Consider the following 21,104-nt stretch of genomic DNA (forward strand, 5'->3'; position numbering starts at 1 on the left):
CGCACGTTCTCCCGGCAGCCTGGCTGCCGGGAGAACGTACACGGCCGTTGCACCCGCCCAAGGACGTGAACGCATCCGGGGCTTGCCGTGCAGTGGCGATTCGTTGAAGCATGGGCCACGCGCCCCCGCGTGCCGTGCCTATCCCCCATGACCAATGCTGTGTTGTTGAACAATCTCGATCACCGCGATCTGCGCGTGATCACCGCGCACGGCGCCGCCTATGGCGATGACGTGATGTCGGCTGCGACTTTTCCGCAGGAGTTCCGCCAGTTGCAGGCGCAATACCCCATCGTGTTCCATCGCAGCGGCGAGCGCAGTTTCCAGCCGCTGGCATTGCTGGGATTACGCCTGGGCGAAAACCTGTTCCTGGATGGGGCGCGTTGGGATGCGCCCTATATCCCGCTGGCGATCCAGCGCCAACCGTTCCTGATCGGCGAACAGCCCGATGGGCCGATGGTGCATGTGGACCTGGACAGCCCACGCGTCAGCACCACCGAGGGCCAGTTGCTGTTTCGCGAACACGGCGGCACCACCGAATTTCTCGACCACATCAGCCAGGTGCTGCGCACGCTGCACGATGGCCTGGTGGCCAGCACGGCATTCGTCGAACGTGCGCTGCGTTACGACCTGCTCGAACCATTCGTGTTCGAAGCCACCTTGAACAACGGCCTGGAATGCCGCCTGGCCGGGCTCTATGTCGTGCACGAAGAACGCCTGCGCGCACTCGACGACGCGGCGCTGCTCGAACTGCACCGGCATGGCGATCTGGAACCGCTGTACATGGCGGTGGCCTCGATTGCGCAATTGCGCCATCTGCTCGAACGCATGAACCGCCGTCATGCCGGCTGAGCCACGCGCCATCCAAGAGCGTCACGGCCTGGACCCGCAACAGCTGGACCCGGCCATCCTTCGCTCCACCACGCCGCTGGTGCTGCGGGGGCTGGTGCGCGACTGGCCGCTGGCCCGCGCCGGTGCCAGTTCTGCGCAGGCCGCTGCCGCCTACCTGCGTGGCTTCGACCGCGGCGAAGCGGTGGTGGCGCAGGTTGGACCACCGGAGATCGGTGGGCGCTTTTTCTACAACGCGGACATGAGCGGCTTCAACTTCCGCCCCGAACGCGTGCCGTTGGGCGTGGTGCTGGACACCTTGCTGCGCGACCTGCACACCTCCCAGCCACCGGCGATCTATGTCGGCTCCACCACGCTGGACACCTACCTGCCCGGGTTGCGTGCGCATAACCCGATCGCGCTGCCGCAGGGCGAGCCGCTGGCCAGCATCTGGATCGGCAACCGCACTCGCATCGCCGCCCATCAGGACCTGCCCGACAACCTGGCCTGCGTGGTCGCCGGGCGACGCCGTTTTACCCTGTTCCCGCCCGATCAGCTGGCCAATCTCTACATCGGTCCGCTGGATCTCACCCCGGCCGGGCAGCCGGTCAGCCTGGTGGACATCGCCGCACCGGACCTGCAGCGTTTTCCACGCTATGCGCAGGCGCTGGACCACGCCCTGGTCGCCGAGTTGGCGCCGGGCGATGCGCTGTTCATTCCCAGCATGTGGTGGCATCACGTCGAGGCACTGGAGAGCTTCAACGTCTTGGTCAATTTCTGGTGGCGGCAGGGCCCGGCCTATATGGATTCGCCGATGAACGCGCTGATGCTGGCGCTGCTGACCATTCGCGACCTGCCGGCCGAACAACGCGCCACCTGGCAGGAAGTGTTCCGTCACTATGTCTTCGAGCCCGACGACAGCACCGCCGCGCATCTGCCCGATGCCGCGCGCGGTGTGCTGGCGCCGATGGACGAGTCCAGCGCGCGCAGCCTGCGTGCGCGGCTGCTGCAACGCTTGAATCGCTGAGGATTTGACCATGCCCGACACCACGCCTTCGGACCCGCAGCAGCGCCCGGTACGCCGCGTCGTCATCGCCGGTGGCGGCACGGCCGGCTGGATGGCGGCTGCAGCGCTGTCGAAACTGCTGGGCCGGCACCTGCAGATCACCCTGGTGGAGTCCGACGAGATCGGCACGGTGGGGGTGGGCGAAGCCACCATCCCCAGCCTGGTCACCTTCCACCGCTTGCTGGAAATCGACGAAGCCGCCTTCATGGCCGCCACCCAGGCCACCATCAAGCTCGGCATCGCCTTCGAACACTGGCGCGATGTGGACCAGCATTACATCCATTCCTTCGGGCATGCCGGGACCGACCACTGGAGCGCCGGGTTCCAGCATTTCTGGTTGAAGGGGCGCCAGCGCGGGGTGGCGCGCGACTTCGGCGACTACTGCCTGGAACTGCGTGCGGCGCAGGAAGGCCGCTTCGCGCATCTGCCCAATGGCGGCATGAATTACGCCTACCACCTGGACGCCGGGCTGTACGCGCGCTTCTTACGCCGCTTCAGCGAAGGCTTCGGCGTCTCCCGCGTCGAAGGCCGCATCGGCCAGGTGGAGACCGATGCGCAAAGCGGCTTTCTTGCCGCACTGACCCTGCAGGACGGCACGCGGCTGGAAGGCGACCTGTTCCTGGATTGCACCGGCTTTGCGGGCCTGCTGATCGGCAAGACGCTGGGCGTGGGCAGCGACGATTGGTCGCGCTGGTTGTTCGCCGACAGCGCGTTGGCGGTGCAGACCGAATCGGTGGGCCCGCCGGTGACCTACACCCGTTCGCGCGCCGATCAGGCCGGCTGGATGTGGCGCATTCCGCTGCAGCACCGGGTGGGGAACGGCATCGTGTATTCCAGCCGCTACATGGACCAGGATGGCGCCCGCGCGGTACTGGAACGCAACCTCACCGGGCGCGCGCTCACCGAACCGCGGCCGCTGCGCTTCACGCCCAACCAGCGCCACCGCGTGTGGGAAAAGAACTGCGTGGCGCTGGGCCTGGCAAGCGGGTTCCTGGAGCCGCTGGAATCGACCAATATCCATCTGATCCAGCGCGGCATCATCCGCCTGCTGCAGACCTTTCCGCAGGTGATCAACGCTGTCGACATCGCCGAGTACAACCGTCAGGCGGCCCAGGAGATCACCCACATCCGGGATTTCGTGATCCTGCATTACCACGCCACCGATCGCCGCGACACGCCGTTCTGGCGCGACTGCGCGGCGATGGACATCCCCGATTCGCTGCGCCACCGGGTGGAGTTGTTCCGCCAGAGCGGGCGGGTCTTCCATCAGGCCAACGAGCTGTTCGCCGAGAACTCCTGGGTGCAGGTGATGCTGGGCCAGGGGGTGGTGCCGCAACAGCACCACCCGGTGGCCGACCTGATGGGCGATGCGGAGCTGAGCCGCTTTCTGGAAACCATCCGCACCCGGGTGGAGGCGGCGCTGGTGCGGTTGCCTGCGCACGCAGACTTCCTGCAGCGCTACTGCCCTGCCCCGCCGGTCATGGCGACCCCGGCGGGATAAATTTCGGCGATCTGCGGCGCAACCCTTGGCTTAGACCGCCCCAGCAATGCTAGATTGCGGCATTGCCGTCCATTGCGGGAACAATGGCCGGCGCTCGCCGCAGCAACGTTATCTTTCGCACTCGGGGTAAGGGGGACGCATGTTGGATCTGACACAGGGCCGTATGGCACGCCGGATCGCGCCGGTCATTTTGCTGGTGGGCCTGGTCGCCTGCTCCAAGCAGGAAGACAAGGCCGCCACCACCACGCCGGCGACCGGCGCCACGCCGGCGGCAACGGCACCCACGCCGGCCACGGCGGTCTCGCCGCAGGTGCAGTCGATGGCTGCCGAACAGTTGCGCGAATCGGCCACCAAAGCGCTGCAGGACAACCGCATGTACGCCCCGGCCGGCGACAACGCGGTGGAGTACTACCTGGCCTTGCGCGAGAAGCAGCCGCAGGACGCCACCGTCAATAGCGCGCTGACCGATCTGCTTCCCTATACGCTGATCGCCGCCGAACAAGGCATCAGCCGCGAAGAGTTTCCCGAAGCGCAGCGTTTGATCGCGTTGATCGAGAAGGTCGACCCGCAGGCACCGGCACTGCCACGCCTGAAGAGCGGCCTGGAAACCGGCATGAAGACCGCTGCCAACCGCTCCGAGCAGGATGCCGAGCAGGCCAAGAAGCAGGTCGAGGACAAGGCCAAGCAGGCGGCCGAGCAGAAGCGCCTGGCCGAGCAACAGAGCCGCGAGGCCGCCGCTGCCCAGCAGATTGCCGCCCAGCAGGAAGCGGCCCGCCAGCAGACTGCCGAGGCCGAGCGCCAGGCGGCTGCGCGGCGTCAGGCCGAAGCGCCGGCACCCACACCGGCGGCCCCGCGTCCGGCGCCGGCCGCCGCCGCTGCAGCCGCACCGGCCGCGCAGTCGCTGCGTCCGATCAGCACCCCGGCACCGCGCTACCCGGCCGAAGCGCTGCGCTCGGGTACCTCGGGCGAAGTGCTGGTGGAACTCACGGTCGGTACCGACGGCTCGATCACCGCCTCGCGCGTGCTGCGCGCCAACCCGCCGCGCGTGTTCGACCGCGAAGCCCTCAACGCGGTCAAGCGCTGGCGCTTCGAACCGGTGGCCGCACCGGTGACCACGCGGCGTACGCTGTCCTTCAATCCGGGCGATTGATGCCTGCGTCGTCGATGACATGGAAACGCAAAAGCCCGCAGCGATGCGGGCTTTTGCGTTGTGGCGATGGTGCGTTGTGGCGATGGTGCGTTGTGGCGATGGTGCGTTGTGGCGATGGTGCGTTGTGGCGATGGTGCGTTGTGGCGATGGTGCGTTGTGGCGATGGTGCAGCGTCGGTATTGCGCGTTGGAGGGTGCCGCAGGAACTTGCAGCAAACAGCCGCCACGCAACAACCTCAGCCCGAAATCGCCAGACGCTCCTGGTGATACCGGCGCACTGCCGCATACCACAGCAATGCCGCCACACCGAAACCGGCCAGCAGATACACCGCCCACGTCTGTAGGTTGATGGTCTCGTGGCGGATCACCTTCAACAGCATCTGGTTCTGCGCCAGAAACGGCACCGCAAAATGCCACAGCTGCGTCTTCAGCGGATAGGCCATCAAGGCGTAGCCTGGCAGCATCGGCAGCAGCAGCAACCAGGTCATGTGCGCCTGCGCTTCCTTCATGCTCTTGGCCGCGGCGGCCAGATAGGTCAGCAGCGAAGTGCCGACAAACAGCATCGGTACCAGGATGAAGAGCATCTGCAGCATCGGCACGAAGCCGACATTGAGCTGGCGGCCCAGATTGGATGTGGAGAGCTGCGCGCTCAGCTTGAATGCCAGCAAGGTGAGCAACAGCGACACCATGCCGATGACGCAGGCCGCAGCGATCTTGCCGCTGACGATGGCGCTGCGCGGCGCAGGCGTGGCCAGCAACGGCTCCAGCGACTGGCGTTCGCGCTCGCCGGCGGTGGCGTCCAGAATCAACGACGCGCCGCCCAGAAACGAGGTGATCACCAGCAACACCGGCAGCAGCATCGCCATCATCTGGCCGCGCTTGGCTTCGGCAGTGGCCAGATCTTGCGCGGCGACTTCCAGGGGCCTGGACACCTGCGCGTCGATACCGCGCGCCAGCAGCCGCAAGGCGCCGACCTGCTGGCTGTAGGCGGTGAGCGCGGCCTGCAAGCGCATGCTCGGCACATCGGCCTCGCGTCGGGTGCTGTCCTTGATGATCTCCACCAGCGCCGGCCGGCCTTCGCGCCAATCCTCGGCGTAGCTGTCGCTGATGCGCAGCGCCACATCCACATCCTGGTTGCGGATCGCCGCGGTCAGATCGGCTGGCGCATCCACGGCATTGAGCCCCTGCGCGGCCAGAAATCGCACCAGATTCGGTGCATTGCTGCGACCGAGCGTGGGGATGTCCAGCGGCTTGTCGATCTGCGTGCGTACCCGGCTTTCGCTCAGGGCGCCCATGCCCAGGATCAGAATCGGGTACAGCAGCGGCGACAACAGCAACGCCAATGCCAGGGTGCGCCGGTCGCGCGAGATGTCGCGCAATTCCTTGCGCAGCACGGTCCACAGCGTGGACAACAACGATGTGGTGCTCATGCGTGCAGCCCCTCGTCCGAGCCGATCGCCTTGACGAAGGCGTCTTCCAGATTGTGTTCACCGGTGGCAGCGCGCAATTCCTCGGCGCTGCCGGAGGCCACCACTTTGCCCTTGGCGATGATGACGATGCGGTCGCACAGCGCGGCGACCTCCTGCATGATGTGGCTGGAAAAAATCACGCAGCGCCCCTCCGCACGCAGCTGCTGCAAGAAGCCGCGCATGGCGCGGGTGGTCATCACATCCAGGCCGTTGGTGGGCTCGTCCAGGATCACGTTGCGCGGGTCGTGCACCAATGCGCGCGCAATCGCGGTCTTGGTGCGCTGGCCCTGGCTGAAGCCTTCGGTCTGGCGGTCGAGAATGTCGTCCATGTCCAACGCGCTGGCCAGCAGCTGCGTGCGCTGGGCGATCTGGCTGCGCGACATGCCATGCAACTGGCCGAAGTAGGCAATGTTCTCGCGTGCGGTCAAACGCTTGTAGACGCCGCGTGCGTCCGGCAACACCCCGAGTGCGCGGCGCACCGTCACCGGATCCCGGGCGGCATCCACGCCATCGACCGTGACGCTGCCCTGGTCGGGCCCCATCAACGTGTAGAGCATGCGCAAGGTGGTGGTCTTGCCGGCGCCGTTGGGGCCGAGCAGCCCGGTGATCTGGCCATCGGCGGCGCTGAAGCTGACCCCGTCGACGGCTTTCACCAGCCCGGTCTTGGTCTTGAACGACTTATGCAGAGTATCGACGACGATCATGCGAGCGCCTCCGTGGCGTGGTCGATGCGGCTCATGGTTCCCATCCGTTGAACGAGGTGAAGGCAGGCACGGTGTTGAGGCTGGCAACGCAGGTGGTATCCAGCGCCTTGGCATCGGCGGTCTGCATGAACTGGCTCAGCACCTTGGGCATGCAGCCCAGCCGGAACACGCCATGCCCCTGCCCGGGCGCAATCACATGCCGGCCGTTGGGCAGTCCCTGCAGCACGCGCTCGGCATAGCGTGGCGGTGTGACCGGGTCGAGCGCGCCGGAGAGCAGCAACACCGGCAACGTGGAGCGGAACGGGGCGCTCGCGGCAGCCGGCGCCGGCTTGGAGGGCCACACCTTGCATGGTGCGAAGAACATCTCGGCGACCTCGTTGCCCAGCAACGTGGTGTCCTGGTGTGCGGGTGGGTGATAACGCCCGGCATCTTCGCTGCACAACACCGACCATTGCATCAGGCGATTCATCTGATCGGACATGCCCGACGCGCTTATCTGCGCCAAGGCCATCAACGAGGGGTAACGGCCTGCGGCGGCTTCGTCCAGCACCAACGGCAGCAGCGACGCGGTTTCCGGCGCATACGAGAAACCGAACGCCAGGCCGGCCACGGTGTCGGCAGTGACCTGTTCGTGGCGTAAGGCACCGGTGCGCGGGTCGCGATACTCCACCGCCACCGGTGCCTGCCGCAGCCGCTCGACCACCTGGCGCAACTGCGTGGCGGTATCGACCGGAAAGCGCTTGGCGCATGCAGGCTGCTGGCGGCATTGCGCAGACTGCAGCGCAATCGCATCTTCGAAGGTACGCGCGAACTCGCCGCCGATCACCAGATCGTTCGGCGCCACGCCATCGATCACCACGGTGCGCGTGTGCTGCGGATAACGTGCGGCATAGTGCTGCGCCACGCGCGTGCCGTACGAGGCACCGATCAGATTCAGCGTCTGCACGCCAAGCGCTGCGCGGACCGCATCCAGATCGCCAATGGCTTCGCTGGTGGTGTAGTACCGCGGGTCGGCGTCGTTGCGCAAACCCTCGGCGCATCGGGCCGCATACGCAGTCAATTGCTCGGCGGTGGCTTCGCTGCTGTTGTCCAGCGCCAGCGGCTTGCCGGCCGCGTCGCGACACTCCAGCGGATGCGAGCCACCGGTGCCGCGCTGATCGACCAGAAAGATGTCGCGCTGCTTGCGCACTTCGTGCAGTCCCATGTCCACGATCGCAGCGACTTCGGTGGCCGATTGCCCCGGCCCACCGGCAATGAAGAACACCGGGTCCGGCGTACTGCCCCCGCCGGCCTCGCTTTCCAGCCAGGCGATCTTCAACGCGATGCTGCGCCCGTTCGGTGCGGCCGGATTTTCCGGCACGCGCAGGCTCGCGCATTGCGCTTCGATATTGCCGGCAGCACCGCCGGCGCTCAGCGTGCACGGGGTGAACCGCAACGTGCCGTAAGGATTGCCTGCGGCATTGCCGGGTGGGTTGTTTGCCGCAGGCTGCGGCGCAGTGGTACCGGGCGCTGTCGCGGTGGGCTTTGCTGCAACGTCGTTCGCTGCGGCCGGCGCTGCAGCGCGCTGGCATCCGGCAGCCAGCATCGCGATCAGCACTGCCGCCACCATCGTGGATTGCTTGACCATCGTCATCCTATCTCCTGGCATTGCCTGTCCCCTGACGTTGCATGCGGCCACACGTGACCGTTACTGCCCTTCTTCGTAAAGAAAAACGTGCTCGATCGATTCCCCAAACAAGCGTGCGATACGGAACGCCAGCGGCAGGCTGGGATCGTATTTGCCGGTTTCCAGCGCATTGATCGTCTGCCGCGACACACCCAGCCGTTCGCCAAGCTCTCCTTGCGACCACCCATTGGCCTCGCGCAATTCGCGCACGCGGCTATTCATTCAAAACGACGCGCGTGGATGCTTTTGGTGATGCCGTAGATGGCGCACAGCAGGGGAAACACCCACAGCATCGCCGCGCTCGCCGGAACATCGATCAACTCGGCGGCCTGCAGAAATCCGGCCGTCATGTACGCACCGCTGACCAGCCCGGCGGCAATGGCGATCGCTTCCAGCTCGATCCGCCGTTGCATTTCATCAGAATCGCGCACGTAACGCGCCACCGCACGAATGACCAGTACGACCAGCACCGCCGGCAGCAGGGCGATCAACACCCGCGCCCAGTTGGACCCGACATGCCCAAGCAGATAGCGCCAGAACAGCATCACCAGTACGTACAACACCATCGGGATGCCGAATTCGCGGTAATACCGTTGCGCCAGCATCGGGCGGGCGCTGTCGCGCATGCTGCCGCGCATCAGCCACATCGGCACCGACAGCAGCATGCATGATCCACCGATGCCGGCGCTGAGCCCGGCAAGGTAGTTGTTTAACGGCAGCACCTGCCACAGACCGAGCAGCCCAATGCCGAGGAAGGCCAGTCCCACGCAGAACACCAGCAGCGCCTTGCGTTTGCAGCTTGTCATCGCACGGCCTCGGCCAAGCCATGACGCGCACTGCGCGCATGCCCGGCGACCGTGCGCACAGCGCATCGCGTTGCGCGGTCATGCCTGCATTCCATTCGCCTATGCTGCCGCCGCATCTCATTCGCCTGTCAAGTACGCTTGACAGGCAAGATGCGCCCACTGGCGCTTACTGTCAAGCACCCTTTACACATTCGAACGCGGTTTTCCGCATCCGTCTTCATTGCCTGGCCCAAGCGGCGAACACCCGTCGCGGGACGTCGGCTGGTAGGTACAGACGACACACAGCCGCCGCAGCGTACGCGCGGCACATCCCGCTGCCGAGCCACGGCCGCGTTCGCATGGCGGCTGCCCAGCTGTGTTGCTGGCCTCGCTGCATCACGCCGCAGGTCGGCAGTGGTCTGCCGCGCATGCGTTACGCTGCCGGCTCGAACTTCAGCAGCAGCGACGATGCGGTCAGATTTCTTGTTGGTAGCGGCACTGTGCTGCGCAGCGACCTCTGCCATGGCGCAGCACGCAGCGCCGCGCACGATCCAGCTGGATCTGGCCACGGCTGGCGCGCCGGTCGATCGTTTCTACGACCTGTCGGTCGGCTCGGATTTTCCCGGCACCTTGATCCGCAACGACACGCAGGCGCATCTGGTGCCTGCAATGCAGGAGTTGGGGTTTCGCTACATCCGCTTCCACGATGTCTTCCATGATGTGCTCGGCACCGTCAAAGAGGTCGACGGCAAACTGGTGTACGACTGGACCAAGCTGGACCAGTTGTACGACGCGCTGCTGGCCAAGCGGATTCGCCCGTTCGTCGAATTGGGTTTCACACCAAGCGCGATGAAAACCTCAGAGCAGACGCTGTTCTACTGGAAGGGCAACACCTCGCATCCGGATCCTGCCAAGTGGACGCAGTTGATCGATGCGTATGTGCGCCACATCCGCGCGCGCTACGGCGCCGAGGAAGTGCGCCAGTGGTATTTCGAAGTGTGGAACGAGCCCAATCTGAAGGATTTCTGGGAGAACGCCGACCAGCAGGCGTACTTCGATCTGTATGCGAACACGGCGCGCACCATCAAGGCGATCGACCCGCAACTGCGCGTTGGCGGCCCATCGACGGCAGGCGCCGCCTGGGTACCCGAGTTACTGGCCTTCGTCGCCAAGAACACGCTGCCGATCGATTTCGTCACGACGCATACCTATGGCGTGGATGGCGGGTTTCTCGATGAGAACGGCAAGCAGGACACCAAGCTGTCCGCATCGCCGGATGCCATCGTCGGCGATGTGCGACGCGTGCGCGCGCAGATCCAGGCCTCGCCATTTCCCAACCTGCCGCTGTACTTCACCGAGTGGAGCAGCAGCTATACGCCGCGCGATTTCGTCCACGACAGTTACATCAGCGCGCCGTACATCCTGACCAAGCTCAAGCAGGTGCAAGGCCTGGTGCAGGGCATGAGTTACTGGACCTATACCGATCTGTTCGAAGAACCCGGCCCACCGCCCACGCCCTTCCACGGCGGGTTTGGGCTGATGAATCGCGAAGGCATTCGCAAACCGGCCTGGTTCGCTTACAAGTACTTGCATGCGCTCAAGGGCCGCGATGTGCCGCTGAGCGACGCACATTCCCTCGCCGCAGTGGACGGCACGCGCGTCGCCGCACTGGTGTGGGATTGGCAGCAGCCCGTGCAGGCGGTGAGCAATACGCCGTTCTACACCAAACAGGTGCCCGCCACCGACAGCGCGCCGCTGCGCATGCGCATGACCCATGTGCCTGCCGGCACGTACCAGCTGCAGGTGCGCAAGACCGGCTATCGGCGTAACGACCCGTTGTCGCTGTACATCGACATGGGCATGCCCAAGGACCTGGCGCCGCGCCAGTTGACGCAGCTGCGACAGGCCACGCGCGATGCCCCCGAACAGGATCGGCGTGTGCGTGTGGGCGCCGATGGCGTGGTCGAGATCAACGTGCCGATGCGCAGCAACGATGTGGTGCTGCTGACGCTGGAGCCGGTGGCGCGCTGACCGCAGAAGTCGGGGTGCCACGCGTTAGAACGACGGGGCGCGACCCGCCCATGCAGACCGTGCCACGCGCATGGACCACAGCCGGCCCAGGGTGGGCGCAATTGTCTGTCGGCCGCGCTTACTTCAGATAGGTCTTGAGGATGGCGGTGATGTCATCCACCGCCAGCTCACGCTCGCCCGGTGCCTCGGGTGCGGCGACGTGATGCTTCAGATGCTCGCTGAGCAACTCGACCATCAAGCCTTGCGCCGCGCCGCGAAACGCGGCCACCTGGGTCAGCAACGCGGTGCAGTCCACGTCCTGCGCCAGGGCTTTTTCCAGCCCTTCCACCTGCCCGCGGATCCTGCGCACGCGCGCGAGCAGTCTGGATTTGTCCTGATTGAGATGTGCCATCGCCGTATACCCCCCAGGGGTATTTAGGATACCCTGTGGGGGTACCTTAGCCAGAGCCACCGCCGATGTCGATCACGCACGCCGCGCCGCATTGCACCCAGTCGCACACCTTTGCCAGCGCCAACCCGCTCGCCGAGCGCAGCACCCGCAAGGCGGTGATCCTGACCGTGCTCATGATGATGGTGGAGATCGTGGGCGGTTGGACGCTCAACTCCATGGCCCTGCTCGCCGACGGCTGGCATATGAGTTCGCATGCGCTGGCGCTGGGACTGGCGCTGTTCGCCTATCGCTTCGCGCGGCAGCATGCCGGCGATGTGCGCTTCACCTTCGGCACCTGGAAGGTGGAGGTGCTGGGCGGTTACACCAGCGCGATCCTGTTGCTGGGCGTGGCCGGGCTGATGGCATTCCAGTCTGTGGAACGCTTGTTCACGCCCAAGCCCATCCAGTATCAGGAAGCCACCTTCATCGCAGTGATCGGCCTGCTGGTGAACCTGATTTGCGCGTGGTGGCTGCGCGATTCGCATGGACATGGCCACGCGCACGGGCATCACCATGGTCACACACACGACAGTCATGGTCATGGTCATGGTCATGGTCATGGTCATGGTCATGGTCATGGTCATGGTCATCACCACGATACGCACAGCGATCTGAATCTGCGCGCGGCATATCTGCATGTGGTGGCCGATGCCGCGACCTCGGTGCTCGCCATCGTGGCGCTGGTGGCCGGCATGCACTGGGGCGTGACCTGGCTGGACCCGCTCATGGGCATCGTCGGCGCGGTGCTGGTCACCGTCTGGGCCTGGGGATTGCTGCGCAGCACCGGCAGCGTGTTGCTGGATGCGGAAATGGACGCGCCGGTGGTGGCGGAAGTGAAGCAGGTCATCGCCGCGCTTGGGCATGCGATCGACATCGACGACCTGCATGTCTGGCGCGTCGGCAGCGAGCGTTATGCCTGCGTCGTCAGCCTGGTCACTGCAGCCGACATCGATGCGGACCTGGTGCGCGAAGCACTGCAGATCCACGAAGAACTGGTGCATGTCACGGTCGAGCTGCAGCGCCCGCCGGCGCTCCCTGCTGCGGCCTAGCAACTCGGCAGCGCAGTGCCATCGCGCGCTGGTTGGCGGGCGATTTTCAGTTGATCGCTGACACAGCAGACATCATGAAGTCACCGCCGGCCTGATCTTGCGCAAGCTCAGCAGCAGTCGCCGCGCGCCAAGCACCACACCGGTGAGCGAGAACGCCAGCCCGAGCAGCAGCGGCACGATCTGCACGACGCGCCTGATCACAGGATGCGACTGCAGCAACGGGACGTTAGTGGTGTGGATGGCCAGATACAGCCAAGCGTAAGTGCGGCGGCTGGCATCCAGCGCCAACAACACCGTACCGCTGGCAGGGTCGAAATACAGCGCGGTGCGCGCGGGCGCTGCTGTTGTCAGCCGCACGGCATCGGCTGCGATTGCGTCGGCCTGGCGATACAGCGCTTCGCCACTGTCAGGCACGCCCGGCAGCGGATCGAGTGTCCACACGCGCGCGGCCGCTTGCCGGATCACCTCAGGCGATAGCCGAGTGCCGGTGATGCGGCCGACCAAACCTTCGCTGACCACCGTGCCTTCGGGGCTGCGTGCAACGGCGACGGGACCGCTGCCGACCGCAGTGAAGTCGATCTGCGTCGCGCCCGACAGGCAGCGCAGTGCGCCGACATCGATGCCTGCAAACACGACCGGCAACGGCGCTCCGGAATAACGCGCCACCTGCCCCGGGTCCGGAATGCCTCTGGAGAACAATCTGCCGTGATCCATCGACAGCCAGCCGCTGAAGATCCAGCCCAGTACGAACACGGCGGCGACCAGGCCCAGCCCGTGATGCCAGCGCAGCCAACCGCGGAAACCGGACCACGCCGGCTTGGGGCTACGCGCGCGTTGCCAGGTGCGGTACACACCTAGCACGGTGCCGGCGCTCGCGCTGCACAACGCCGCCAGCGCCAGCCACCACACGGTGCGGTCCCAGGCAGTGAAACTGCGCCGGAGCTGGGTGAAATACAGCCAATGCGGAATCGAGCCGACCCAATTCCAGGCGCGTTCGTTGGCGCGGGTCCGTTGCACCACTTCGCCGGTGCGCGCCGACACGTACAACACCGTGCCAAGGCTGTCGTCCAGCGCAGCGCGATAGAACGGCCGCCACGGATCGAACTTCTGATGCACCACCCATTGGTCGTCATCCAGCGGGCCATCCAGCCGCCGCACGCCAGCATGGCCGAAACCGGCGGCGATCCTGCTGGCCGCTCCGGCGCTTAGCCGCTCACGTACGCGACCATCGATGCCATCCACCGTGGCCGTGGTGGTCGCGCTGCCAACCACGTACCCGGGGCGACCGTCGATCGACACCAAGCGCAGCGTGATGGCGTCGTGGACGTGGCGCAGCGCCTGCGCAGGTGCAACCGCCAGCTTGCGCAGATCGATGCGTTCGGCCTCGCTCCAGCGCTGTTGCGGGCTTAACGCCGGGAACGGCACCAACGCCAGCACCAGCCCGCTGGCGAACCACACTGCGAACATCAGGCAGAACGCCACGCCCGTCCAGCGATGCAACCAGGCGACCCAGAATATCTTCGGCCTGGGCCGTGCCAGCCGGTCAGAAACGTGCATGCAGGCTCAGCTCCACCGTCCGTGGCAAGCCCAGGATGACCTGCCCGGGATAGAACACGTCCGCCCATTGCACGTAGTGCGTGTTGAACAGATTGTCCGCGTGCAGCGATAGCGACACCTCGGAATTCATATCGTAGGTGGCGTACGCACCGGTCAAGGTGTACGACTCCAGACGCAGCGTGTTGGCGAGGTTGCCGTAGCGCGTTCCGACATGGCGCACCGAGGCGCCCAGCTCCAGCGGCAGGCCGGCGACGTTTCTCACGCTGGTCCAGGCATTGAACAGCGACTTGGGTACATTGGTGGGGCGGTTGCCGGAGGCGTCCAGGCCGCTATTGCTGTCGATGAATTGCGCGTACTCGGCATCGACGTAGGCGTAGTTGGCATTTGCGCTCCACTGCGAGGTCAGCTGCGCATCGACGCTGAGTTCGAACCCGCGCGAGGTTTGCCGCCCGATGTTGCTGAGCGCGTCCTGGGCCGTCAGCGCCAGGATGTTGTTGCGTTTGATGTCATAGACCGCCAGCGTGCCGCTCAGGCGTTGATCGGCCGTGGCGGCCTTGACGCCGACTTCCGCCTGCCGCGATTTGCTCAACGCAAAATCCTGCCCCGCATTGACGATGAAGATATTGGAACCGACCGGGTCGGTGGCGGTGGTGTAAGAGGCGTACGGGGTGATGTTCGGGGTGAGCGCGTAGACCAGACCGAGACGGCCATTGGCCGGGCGGTAGGTGCGTGAGAAACTCGATGCCGCCTGAAACCCACCATCCGGACCGAAGTTCTTGCGATCCAGATCGAGATATTCGTAGCGCCCGCCGAGTACCAGTTTTGCCTTGTCGGTGACATCCAGCGCATCTTCGAAAAACAGCGCGGCATTGGTCCAGGTGGTGGGGCTGCGTCGGCGCACGCGTTCGCCGAATTCACCGCTTGGTCCGCGTGCGTCCACCGCCACGCTGTCGCCATCGGGGAAGCCGCGGTTCCTGACGAAGTCCAGGCGACTGTAATCCAGCCCCACCACAAGCCGGTTCTTCAGCCCTGCGATGCGCTGGTCGAAGGTCGCGCTGGTCTGATTCCCCCACAGCGCCTGCTCGTGATACACGAAGAAGCGATCACGCTCGATGCGCCCGCTCTGCGGGTTGTAGGTGTAGTTCTCCGCATTGATCCAGCGCCGATCGGCATGGAAGTAATAGGCCATGTTCTGCACGGTGATGGCATCGGTGACCTTCCACTTGAGATAGGCCTGCGGCCACAGCTGACGCGAGTCGATGCTGGCATCGGCCACGTTGTAGTTGGTGCGGCGCGTGGCGGCATCCACCACTTCGCCATTGGGCGCGCGCAGGATGCCGTTGATGGGCGTGCGTGCCGCAGCGGCCGGCAACAGCGGGGTACCGAAGTAGGTCGAGGGCTGGTCTTTTGCGTAATCCAGCGAAAATTGCGCGCTGATGTCTTCGCGCGGGTGCCACAGCAGCGACACGGTGGCGTTGATCGCGCTGGAATCGGCGCCGTGCACATAGCCATCAGACGACACCTGGCTGATGTCGGCGCGATACGCCCAATCATCATTGATGCCGCCGCCGGCACCGACGCCGAATACCCGGCCGCCGTAGCTGGACGCGCCCAGCAGCAGTTCGTATTGCGCAGGGCCGAAGGTCGGCGCCTTGTTGGTCACATTGACCGCGCCGCCCACCGCGCCCTGGCCATAGATCACCGACGCCGGGCCTTTCAACACTTCGACCGATTGCAGGTTGAAGGTATTCTGCGGCCGGTTGGTCATGTTCGACGGTCCCAGATACAGGCCGTTGTGCAGGATGGTGATCTGCCCGTCGGTGAAGCCGCGCATCGAGAAGGTCGCCGGATTTCCCGGCGAGCCGCCAGTGTTGATGCCTGGCAAACTCTCGGCTGCCTTCTCCACGCTGCGTAGCCCGCGTGCTTCGATGGCGGCGGCGTTGATCGCATCCAGCGTACCGGGCGTCTCGCGCGCGGACAGATTGAGCCGGCTGCCGGTCGGGGTGAATTGCTCCAGCGAACGCAGGCGGCCGCTCACGACGACCTGGTCCAGCGTGGTCGCCTCGGTGGCTTGCACCGTGGCTGTCTGCTGCGCGCGTGCGGCGCCGATGCAGCCCAATGCGGCGGCAATCGACAAGGACAGCAGCGTGGCTTGCGTGCACGTCATGTGCGTTCTCCAGAAAGGCAGGTGGAAGGCCGGAGCGCGCGTACCTCAGCGCTGCCGTGCAACGGCGAAACGGTGCGAGAGGTAGGCGCGAATGGCGGCCTCGTCGTCGATCACGCGGTAATGCCCAGCGGGTTTGCTGCCCGCCACCTCGACATCGGTGCCGGCCAGCACCAGTACCGGCAGCGACTGCTGCTGCTCGCCCAGCAGATCGACCAGCACCTGCCTGGGCCGCGGAAACGCCAGCCGCCGGATCTCCAGCCCCTGCGCGATGGCCGGGGCAATGCTGAGCAAGCCTTCGATGGCGATGCAGTCGCCGCAGTAGAACGGGCCAGCGCCCTCGACCGCGAATGCGGTGTCGGCCAGGAATAAGGTGTCGCGCACTGGCGGGTTGCTCACCGATCGCTCTCCGGGGGGAAGGTGCGGCCTGGCCAATGGCTCAGCCCGCACGACAAGGACCAGGCGCCATGTTGCGCAGCAGCAGGCGATGGGTGAAAGTGGCGTAAACGCCATCTAGCGGTCATTTCATGCCAACCTCCACACCCCGCGCGCGCCGCCATGGCTTGCCACCCCTGGTGGTGGTGGTGGCGTACGACCAGCTGGGCTTGTTCGAATTCGGCATCACCACCGAAATCTTCGGATTGCCGCGCCCGGAAGTGGGCCCGGGCTGGTATCGGTTTGCGATTGCAGCGGCCGAACCCGGCCCGCTGCGCGCACTTGGCGGGCTTCGCCTGGAAGTGGATGGCGGGCTGGATCTTCTCGATGCTGCGCACACCATCATCGTTCCCAGCTGGAGAGATACCAGCGCGTCGGCACCGGCTGCGCTGATCAAGGCGTTGCAACGTGCGCACAAGCGAAGGACGCGCATCGTCTCGATCTGCGCCGGCGCGTTCGTGCTGGCCCAGGCGGGTCTACTGCAGGGGCGCAGGGCCACCACGCATTGGCGCAATGCCGAGGTGCTGGCCAGCCATTACCCGCAAATCACCGTGGAGCCGGGCGTGCTCTACGTCGATGAGGGCGACATCCTGACCTCGGCCGGCAGCGCTGCCGGCATCGATCTCTGCCTGCATATCGTGCGCGCGGATTTTGGCCCGGCAGTGGCCAACCAGGTCGCCAAACGGCTGGTGATGCCGGTACACCGCGATGGTGGGCAAGCCCAGTTCATCGACCGCCCGGTGCCGCCGATCCACGAAAGCACCCGGCTCGGCCCCCTGCTCGAGCGCATCACCCAGGACCTCACCGCCAACCACTGCGTGGACGCACTGGCCAGCGCGGCAGGTATGAGCCGGCGCACGTTCTTGCGCAGGTTTCAGGCCACCACCGGCATGTCGCCGGGCAAATGGATCGTCAACGAACGGCTCAACCGTGCGCGCGAGATGCTGGAAACCTCCGGCGCCGACATCGAACAGATCGCAACGCGCTGCGGCTTCGGCTCGACCGAAACGCTACGGCACCACTTCCGCCGCGCGCTGGCGTTGTCGCCAACGCAATACCGGCGCGTGTTCGGCGGGCATCGCGACGCTGGCGAGGGGATTTGAGCGCGTGGATGCATATCGCGCGCCATAGCCCGGCGGCGGCGCACAGACGCCGCCCGCATGATGACGCCTGTGCGGCTCTTCAGACCTTCGGCGGCGTGGAGCTGACGTATTTCTCGCGGCGGATCTGCGCACTCGGCAGGCCGGCGGCTTTGAGCGCGTCCAGGCAGGTGTCCACCATGTCCGGGTTGCCGCACAGGTAGGCGATGTCGTGCGCGGCATCGGGCGCGAACTCGGCCAGGTGCTGCTGCACGTAGCCGTGCCGCACATCGGCGTGCGGCTGGGCGGGCACTTCGCGCGAGAAGCACGGTACGTAGCGGAACTGCGGATGCGCATCGGCAAACGCGCGGAAGTCGTCGCCGTACAGCAACTCGGCCGGGGTGCGTGCGCCTTGCAGCAACACCACCTGCACACCGCGGGCGGCGATTGCCTCGGCGAGCAGCGGCAGCATCGAGCGGTAGGAGGTGACGCCGGTGCCGGTGGCGATCAGCACGTAACGCCGGTTGTGATCGCCCGCCTGCAGGCAAAAGCGCCCGTAGGGCCCGCTTGCCTGCAACTGGTCGCCAATCTCCAGGCCCTCGAACAAGGCCGTGGCCGAGCCGCCGGGCACGAAGCTCACCGCGATCTCCACTGCCTCGCCCGGCCCCAGCGCATGATCGTGGATGGTCGCCAGCGAATAGCTGCGCTTGGTCGGCGTGCCATCGGCGTAGTCGAAATGGATCTGGATGAACTGGCCGGGCTGGAAATCCAGCGGCTGCCCGTCGTCACGGACGAACTGGCAGTGGGCCACGGTGGGCGCAATCATGCGCCGGTCGACAAGCTTGAGGGGGAATTGAACGGGCACGAACGTATTTGGGACAGTCTGTGATCGGGGCAAACCCCAACGGGCTTCTATAATAACGGGCTGCAACTCGCTGCGCCGTCGCCCTGGCGCAAAGGACCCGGCTTGAATTCCCCATCTCCCACTGCGCCCGCCCTGCGCGTGTGCGATCTGCGCAAGACCTACGACAACGGCACCCAGGCGCTCAAGGGCGTCTCGCTGGACGTGGCGCCAGGCGATTTCTTCGCCCTGCTCGGCCCCAACGGGGCGGGCAAGTCCACCCTGATCGGCATCATCAGCTCGCTGGTGAACCTGTCCGGCGGACAGGTGGACGTGTTCGGCACCGACCTGGTCCGTCACCGCAGCGATGCGATGCGGCTGATCGGCCTGGTGCCGCAGGAAATCAACTTCAACCTGTTCGAAAAACCGTTCGACATCCTGGTCAATTACGCCGGTTTCTACGGCATGCCGCGCAGCGAGGCCGAGGCGCTGGCCGAAGTGGAACTGCGCCGCGCGCACCTGTGGGAGAAGGCCCAGGTGATGAGCCGCACGCTGTCCGGCGGCATGAAGCGCCGGCTGATGATCGCCCGCGCCATGATGACCCAGCCGCGCCTGCTGATCCTGGACGAGCCCACCGCCGGTGTGGATATCGAGATCCGCCGCGACATGTGGCGCGTGCTCAAGGACATCAACGCCGCCGGCACCACCATTATCCTGACCACGCATTACCTGGAAGAAGCCGAGCACCTGTGCCGCAACCTGGCCATCATCAATCACGGCCAGATCGTGACCCAGGGGCCGATGCGCGAACTGCTGGCCAAGCTCGACGTGGAAGGCTTCCTGTTCGATATCGACGGTGAGCTGCCGGCGCAGTTGCCGGTGATCGAAGGCACCACGCTCACCGCCATCGACGGCCACACGCTGGATCTGGACATGCCGCGCGCGATGGACCTCAACCGCGTGTTCGCCGCGCTGGGCGATGCCGGCATCCGCGTGCGCTCGATGCGCACCAAGAGCAACCGGCTGGAAGAATTGTTCGTTCGCCTGACCGGGCCCGGCGAGACCGTCGCCGCCCCGGCTCCTGCCGAAGCGGCGCCCGTGCGCCCGGCAGGCCACCCATGAGTCCTTCGGAGCCGTCGATGTCCGCCACGCCCGCCACACCCCGCCAACGCAACTGGATTGCGCTGCGCACCATCGTGCGCCGCGAAGTGCAGCGCATCCTGCGCATCTGGGGCCAGACCCTGGTGCCGCCGGCCATCACCATGACGCTGTACTTTTTGATCTTCGGCGGGCTGATCGGCTCGCGCGTGGGCGAAATGGGCGGCTACAGCTACATGCAATTCATCGTGCCGGGCCTGGTGATGATGAGCGTGATCCAGAACAGCTACGGCAACATCTCTTCGAGTTTCTTCGGCGCCAAGTTCGGCCGCCATGTCGAAGAGCTGCTGGTCAGCCCGATGCCCAACTGGGTGATCCTGTGGGGCTACGTGTCCGGCGCGGTGCTGCGCGGGGTGATGGTCGGGGCGATCGTGCTGATCATCGCGATGTTCTTCACTCCGGTGCGGATCCCGCATCCATTCGTCACCCTGACCACGGTGCTGCTGGGCGCGACCATCTTCTCGCTGGCTGGGTTCGTCAACGCGGTTTACGCCAAGAAGTTCGACGACGTGGCGATCGTGCCCACCTTCATCCTGACCCCGCTGACCTACCTGGGCGGCGTGTTCTATTCGGTGAAACTGCTGCCCGGCTGGGCCGAAGCCGCGACGCATGCCAACCCGATCTTCTACATGGTCAACGCGTTCCGCTACGGCCTGCTCGGTAGCTCGGATGTGCCGATCTGGGTGGCCTACGCACTGATGCTGGGCTTTGTCGCCGTGCTCAGCGCGCTGGCGTTGTGGCTGCTGCGCCGGGGCGTGGGGCTGCGGAGCTGATGGCACAGTTCAGCGACTACATCGTCTTTGTCGATGAGAGTGGCGACCATGGGATGGCCGTTGACTACGCACGTGCTCTGCGAAGCGCGGGGATGCAGTGAAGATCAAGATCTGGAACTGGCGTTCCGCCGCATCTGCGGGGGAGATAATTTCTCCGGACTTGAACTGCCATTCGATCCGGTCATCTGCGATAAGAAGAGCAACGCAATTGGCCTTCAATTGGCGGATCTAATCGCGCGCCCCATCGGAACACGCCAGCTTCATCCACTGCAGCCCAACCGGGCCTGGCAGGTGATTGAGCAAAAACTCGATAAGGATCGAACTGGACGCTATCTGGGCTACGGCTTGAAGTGTTTTCCATAAACAAAAGGCCCCGGCGAATCCGCCAGAGCCTAATGCCGACCGAGAATCCCCGATCCGGC

Annotated in this window: 19 protein-coding genes and 1 pseudogene; 10 read left to right on the forward strand and 10 right to left on the reverse strand. The window is 65.5% G+C overall.

Annotated elements, in window-relative coordinates; genetic code table 11:
- Positions 1 to 147 precede the first annotated feature (147 nt).
- From AMD14_RS20700 to AMD14_RS20715, 4 genes are all read left to right on the forward strand, one after another.
- Positions 148 to 849 (forward strand): SapC family protein, encoded by a 702-nt coding sequence (locus AMD14_RS20700; RefSeq protein ID WP_003487286.1) that lies wholly within the window; start codon positions 148 to 150, stop codon positions 847 to 849.
- The gene (locus AMD14_RS20705) at positions 839 to 1,852 is read left to right on the forward strand and encodes a cupin-like domain-containing protein (protein ID WP_011052699.1); all 1,014 of its coding nucleotides are present in this window, start codon (positions 839 to 841) and stop codon (positions 1,850 to 1,852) included. Before AMD14_RS20700 ends, AMD14_RS20705 begins: the two co-directional genes overlap by 11 nt.
- A gap of 10 nt (positions 1,853 to 1,862) precedes the next feature.
- Entirely contained in the window at positions 1,863 to 3,392 is a 1,530-nt protein-coding gene (locus AMD14_RS20710) for a tryptophan halogenase family protein (RefSeq protein ID WP_011052700.1), read from the forward strand.
- 139 nt (positions 3,393 to 3,531) lie between these two features.
- Entirely contained in the window at positions 3,532 to 4,542 is a 1,011-nt protein-coding gene (locus AMD14_RS20715; protein WP_011052701.1) for an energy transducer TonB, read from the forward strand.
- 235 nt (positions 4,543 to 4,777) lie between these two features.
- Here AMD14_RS20715 and AMD14_RS20720 read toward each other — a convergent pair whose 3' ends face one another.
- Genes AMD14_RS20720 through AMD14_RS20740 form a run of 5 tightly spaced genes read right to left on the reverse strand, consistent with a single transcriptional unit; the run spans position 4,778 to position 9,186 of the window.
- Positions 4,778 to 5,971 carry an ABC transporter permease gene (locus AMD14_RS20720; protein ID WP_003487291.1) on the reverse strand — a complete coding sequence of 398 codons (1,194 nt, stop codon included), beginning with the start codon at positions 5,969 to 5,971 and terminating at the stop codon, positions 4,778 to 4,780.
- Positions 5,968 to 6,714 carry an ABC transporter ATP-binding protein gene (locus AMD14_RS20725; protein ID WP_003487292.1) on the reverse strand — a complete coding sequence of 249 codons (747 nt, stop codon included), beginning with the start codon at positions 6,712 to 6,714 and terminating at the stop codon, positions 5,968 to 5,970. Before AMD14_RS20725 ends, AMD14_RS20720 begins: the two co-directional genes overlap by 4 nt.
- A 31-nt stretch (positions 6,715 to 6,745) precedes the next feature.
- Positions 6,746 to 8,347 (reverse strand): alpha/beta hydrolase, encoded by a 1,602-nt coding sequence (locus tag AMD14_RS20730; protein WP_011052702.1) that lies wholly within the window; start codon positions 8,345 to 8,347, stop codon positions 6,746 to 6,748.
- Positions 8,348 to 8,401: 54 nt separating this feature from the next.
- Complete coding sequence (locus tag AMD14_RS20735) at positions 8,402 to 8,602, reverse strand: helix-turn-helix transcriptional regulator (RefSeq protein ID WP_005914830.1); 201 nt, start codon at positions 8,600 to 8,602, stop codon at positions 8,402 to 8,404.
- The gene (locus tag AMD14_RS20740) at positions 8,599 to 9,186 is read right to left on the reverse strand and encodes a hypothetical protein (RefSeq protein WP_005929261.1); all 588 of its coding nucleotides are present in this window, start codon (positions 9,184 to 9,186) and stop codon (positions 8,599 to 8,601) included. Before AMD14_RS20740 ends, AMD14_RS20735 begins: the two co-directional genes overlap by 4 nt.
- 447 nt (positions 9,187 to 9,633) lie before the next feature.
- Here AMD14_RS20740 and AMD14_RS20745 point away from each other — a divergent pair, with 447 nt between their 5' ends.
- Positions 9,634 to 11,196 carry a GH39 family glycosyl hydrolase gene (locus AMD14_RS20745; RefSeq protein WP_040107691.1) on the forward strand — a complete coding sequence of 521 codons (1,563 nt, stop codon included), beginning with the start codon at positions 9,634 to 9,636 and terminating at the stop codon, positions 11,194 to 11,196.
- Positions 11,197 to 11,314: 118 nt separating this feature from the next.
- Here the strand turns inward: AMD14_RS20745 and AMD14_RS20750 are convergent, their stop codons facing one another.
- Positions 11,315 to 11,587 (reverse strand): metal/formaldehyde-sensitive transcriptional repressor, encoded by a 273-nt coding sequence (locus AMD14_RS20750; RefSeq protein WP_003487297.1) that lies wholly within the window; start codon positions 11,585 to 11,587, stop codon positions 11,315 to 11,317.
- Between the two features lie 65 nt (positions 11,588 to 11,652).
- On the opposite strand from AMD14_RS20750, the gene dmeF reads away from it, so the two are divergent.
- Positions 11,653 to 12,675 (forward strand): CDF family Co(II)/Ni(II) efflux transporter DmeF, encoded by a 1,023-nt coding sequence (dmeF, locus tag AMD14_RS20755; protein ID WP_011052705.1) that lies wholly within the window; start codon positions 11,653 to 11,655, stop codon positions 12,673 to 12,675.
- 72 nt (positions 12,676 to 12,747) lie between these two features.
- Here the strand turns inward: dmeF and AMD14_RS20760 are convergent, their stop codons facing one another.
- The 3 genes from AMD14_RS20760 to AMD14_RS20770 form a co-directional block, all read right to left on the reverse strand.
- On the reverse strand, positions 12,748 to 14,157 hold the full coding sequence (locus tag AMD14_RS20760) for a hypothetical protein (RefSeq protein ID WP_040107692.1): 1,410 nt from the start codon (positions 14,155 to 14,157) through the stop codon (positions 12,748 to 12,750).
- Between the two features lie 61 nt (positions 14,158 to 14,218).
- On the reverse strand, positions 14,219 to 16,399 hold the full coding sequence (locus AMD14_RS20765; protein WP_011052707.1) for a TonB-dependent receptor: 2,181 nt from the start codon (positions 16,397 to 16,399) through the stop codon (positions 14,219 to 14,221).
- A gap of 45 nt (positions 16,400 to 16,444) precedes the next feature.
- Entirely contained in the window at positions 16,445 to 16,795 is a 351-nt protein-coding gene (locus AMD14_RS20770; RefSeq protein WP_015463716.1) for a DUF3088 family protein, read from the reverse strand.
- Positions 16,796 to 16,923: 128 nt separating this feature from the next.
- On the opposite strand from AMD14_RS20770, the gene ftrA reads away from it, so the two are divergent.
- A complete protein-coding gene (gene ftrA / locus AMD14_RS20775; RefSeq protein WP_011052709.1) occupies positions 16,924 to 17,934 on the forward strand; it encodes a transcriptional regulator FtrA in 1,011 nt (336 codons plus the stop codon).
- Between the two features lie 79 nt (positions 17,935 to 18,013).
- On the opposite strand, the gene AMD14_RS20780 is transcribed toward ftrA, so the two are convergent.
- Complete coding sequence (locus AMD14_RS20780) at positions 18,014 to 18,841, reverse strand: ferredoxin--NADP reductase (protein WP_162010803.1); 828 nt, start codon at positions 18,839 to 18,841, stop codon at positions 18,014 to 18,016.
- Between the two features lie 36 nt (positions 18,842 to 18,877).
- Here AMD14_RS20780 and AMD14_RS20785 point away from each other — a divergent pair, with 36 nt between their 5' ends.
- From AMD14_RS20785 to AMD14_RS20795, 3 genes and pseudogenes are all read left to right on the forward strand, one after another.
- Positions 18,878 to 19,873, forward strand: coding sequence for an ABC transporter ATP-binding protein (locus AMD14_RS20785; RefSeq protein ID WP_011052711.1), 996 nt, complete (start codon positions 18,878 to 18,880; stop codon positions 19,871 to 19,873).
- Positions 19,870 to 20,682 carry an ABC transporter permease gene (locus tag AMD14_RS20790; RefSeq protein ID WP_170913597.1) on the forward strand — a complete coding sequence of 271 codons (813 nt, stop codon included), beginning with the start codon at positions 19,870 to 19,872 and terminating at the stop codon, positions 20,680 to 20,682. Before AMD14_RS20785 ends, AMD14_RS20790 begins: the two co-directional genes overlap by 4 nt.
- Before the next feature lie 36 nt (positions 20,683 to 20,718).
- Positions 20,719 to 21,045: pseudogene (locus AMD14_RS20795) on the forward strand (DUF3800 domain-containing protein); the annotation flags it as partial.
- Positions 21,046 to 21,104: the final 59 nt, after the last annotated feature.

This window comes from Xanthomonas citri pv. citri, assembly GCF_000961215.1.
Classification (GTDB): Bacteria; Pseudomonadota; Gammaproteobacteria; order Xanthomonadales; family Xanthomonadaceae; genus Xanthomonas; species Xanthomonas cissicola.

What these genes read in the sequence shown, in the direction of transcription:
- AMD14_RS20700 (WP_003487286.1), top strand. Translation starts at nt 148, where the DNA reads ATGACCAATGCTGTGTTGTTGAACAATCTCGATCACCGCGATCTGCGC.
- AMD14_RS20705 (WP_011052699.1), top strand. Translation starts at nt 839, where the DNA reads ATGCCGGCTGAGCCACGCGCCATCCAAGAGCGTCACGGCCTGGACCCG.
- AMD14_RS20710 (WP_011052700.1), top strand. Translation starts at nt 1,863, where the DNA reads ATGCCCGACACCACGCCTTCGGACCCGCAGCAGCGCCCGGTACGCCGC.
- AMD14_RS20715 (WP_011052701.1), top strand. Translation starts at nt 3,532, where the DNA reads ATGTTGGATCTGACACAGGGCCGTATGGCACGCCGGATCGCGCCGGTC.
- AMD14_RS20720 (WP_003487291.1), bottom strand. Translation starts at nt 5,971, where the DNA reads ATGAGCACCACATCGTTGTTGTCCACGCTGTGGACCGTGCTGCGCAAG.
- AMD14_RS20725 (WP_003487292.1), bottom strand. Translation starts at nt 6,714, where the DNA reads ATGATCGTCGTCGATACTCTGCATAAGTCGTTCAAGACCAAGACCGGG.
- AMD14_RS20730 (WP_011052702.1), bottom strand. Translation starts at nt 8,347, where the DNA reads ATGACGATGGTCAAGCAATCCACGATGGTGGCGGCAGTGCTGATCGCG.
- AMD14_RS20735 (WP_005914830.1), bottom strand. Translation starts at nt 8,602, where the DNA reads ATGAATAGCCGCGTGCGCGAATTGCGCGAGGCCAATGGGTGGTCGCAA.
- AMD14_RS20740 (WP_005929261.1), bottom strand. Translation starts at nt 9,186, where the DNA reads ATGACAAGCTGCAAACGCAAGGCGCTGCTGGTGTTCTGCGTGGGACTG.
- AMD14_RS20745 (WP_040107691.1), top strand. Translation starts at nt 9,634, where the DNA reads ATGCGGTCAGATTTCTTGTTGGTAGCGGCACTGTGCTGCGCAGCGACC.
- AMD14_RS20750 (WP_003487297.1), bottom strand. Translation starts at nt 11,587, where the DNA reads ATGGCACATCTCAATCAGGACAAATCCAGACTGCTCGCGCGCGTGCGC.
- dmeF (WP_011052705.1), top strand. Translation starts at nt 11,653, where the DNA reads ATGTCGATCACGCACGCCGCGCCGCATTGCACCCAGTCGCACACCTTT.
- AMD14_RS20765 (WP_011052707.1), bottom strand. Translation starts at nt 16,399, where the DNA reads ATGACGTGCACGCAAGCCACGCTGCTGTCCTTGTCGATTGCCGCCGCA.
- ftrA (WP_011052709.1), top strand. Translation starts at nt 16,924, where the DNA reads ATGCCAACCTCCACACCCCGCGCGCGCCGCCATGGCTTGCCACCCCTG.
- AMD14_RS20790 (WP_170913597.1), top strand. Translation starts at nt 19,870, where the DNA reads ATGAGTCCTTCGGAGCCGTCGATGTCCGCCACGCCCGCCACACCCCGC.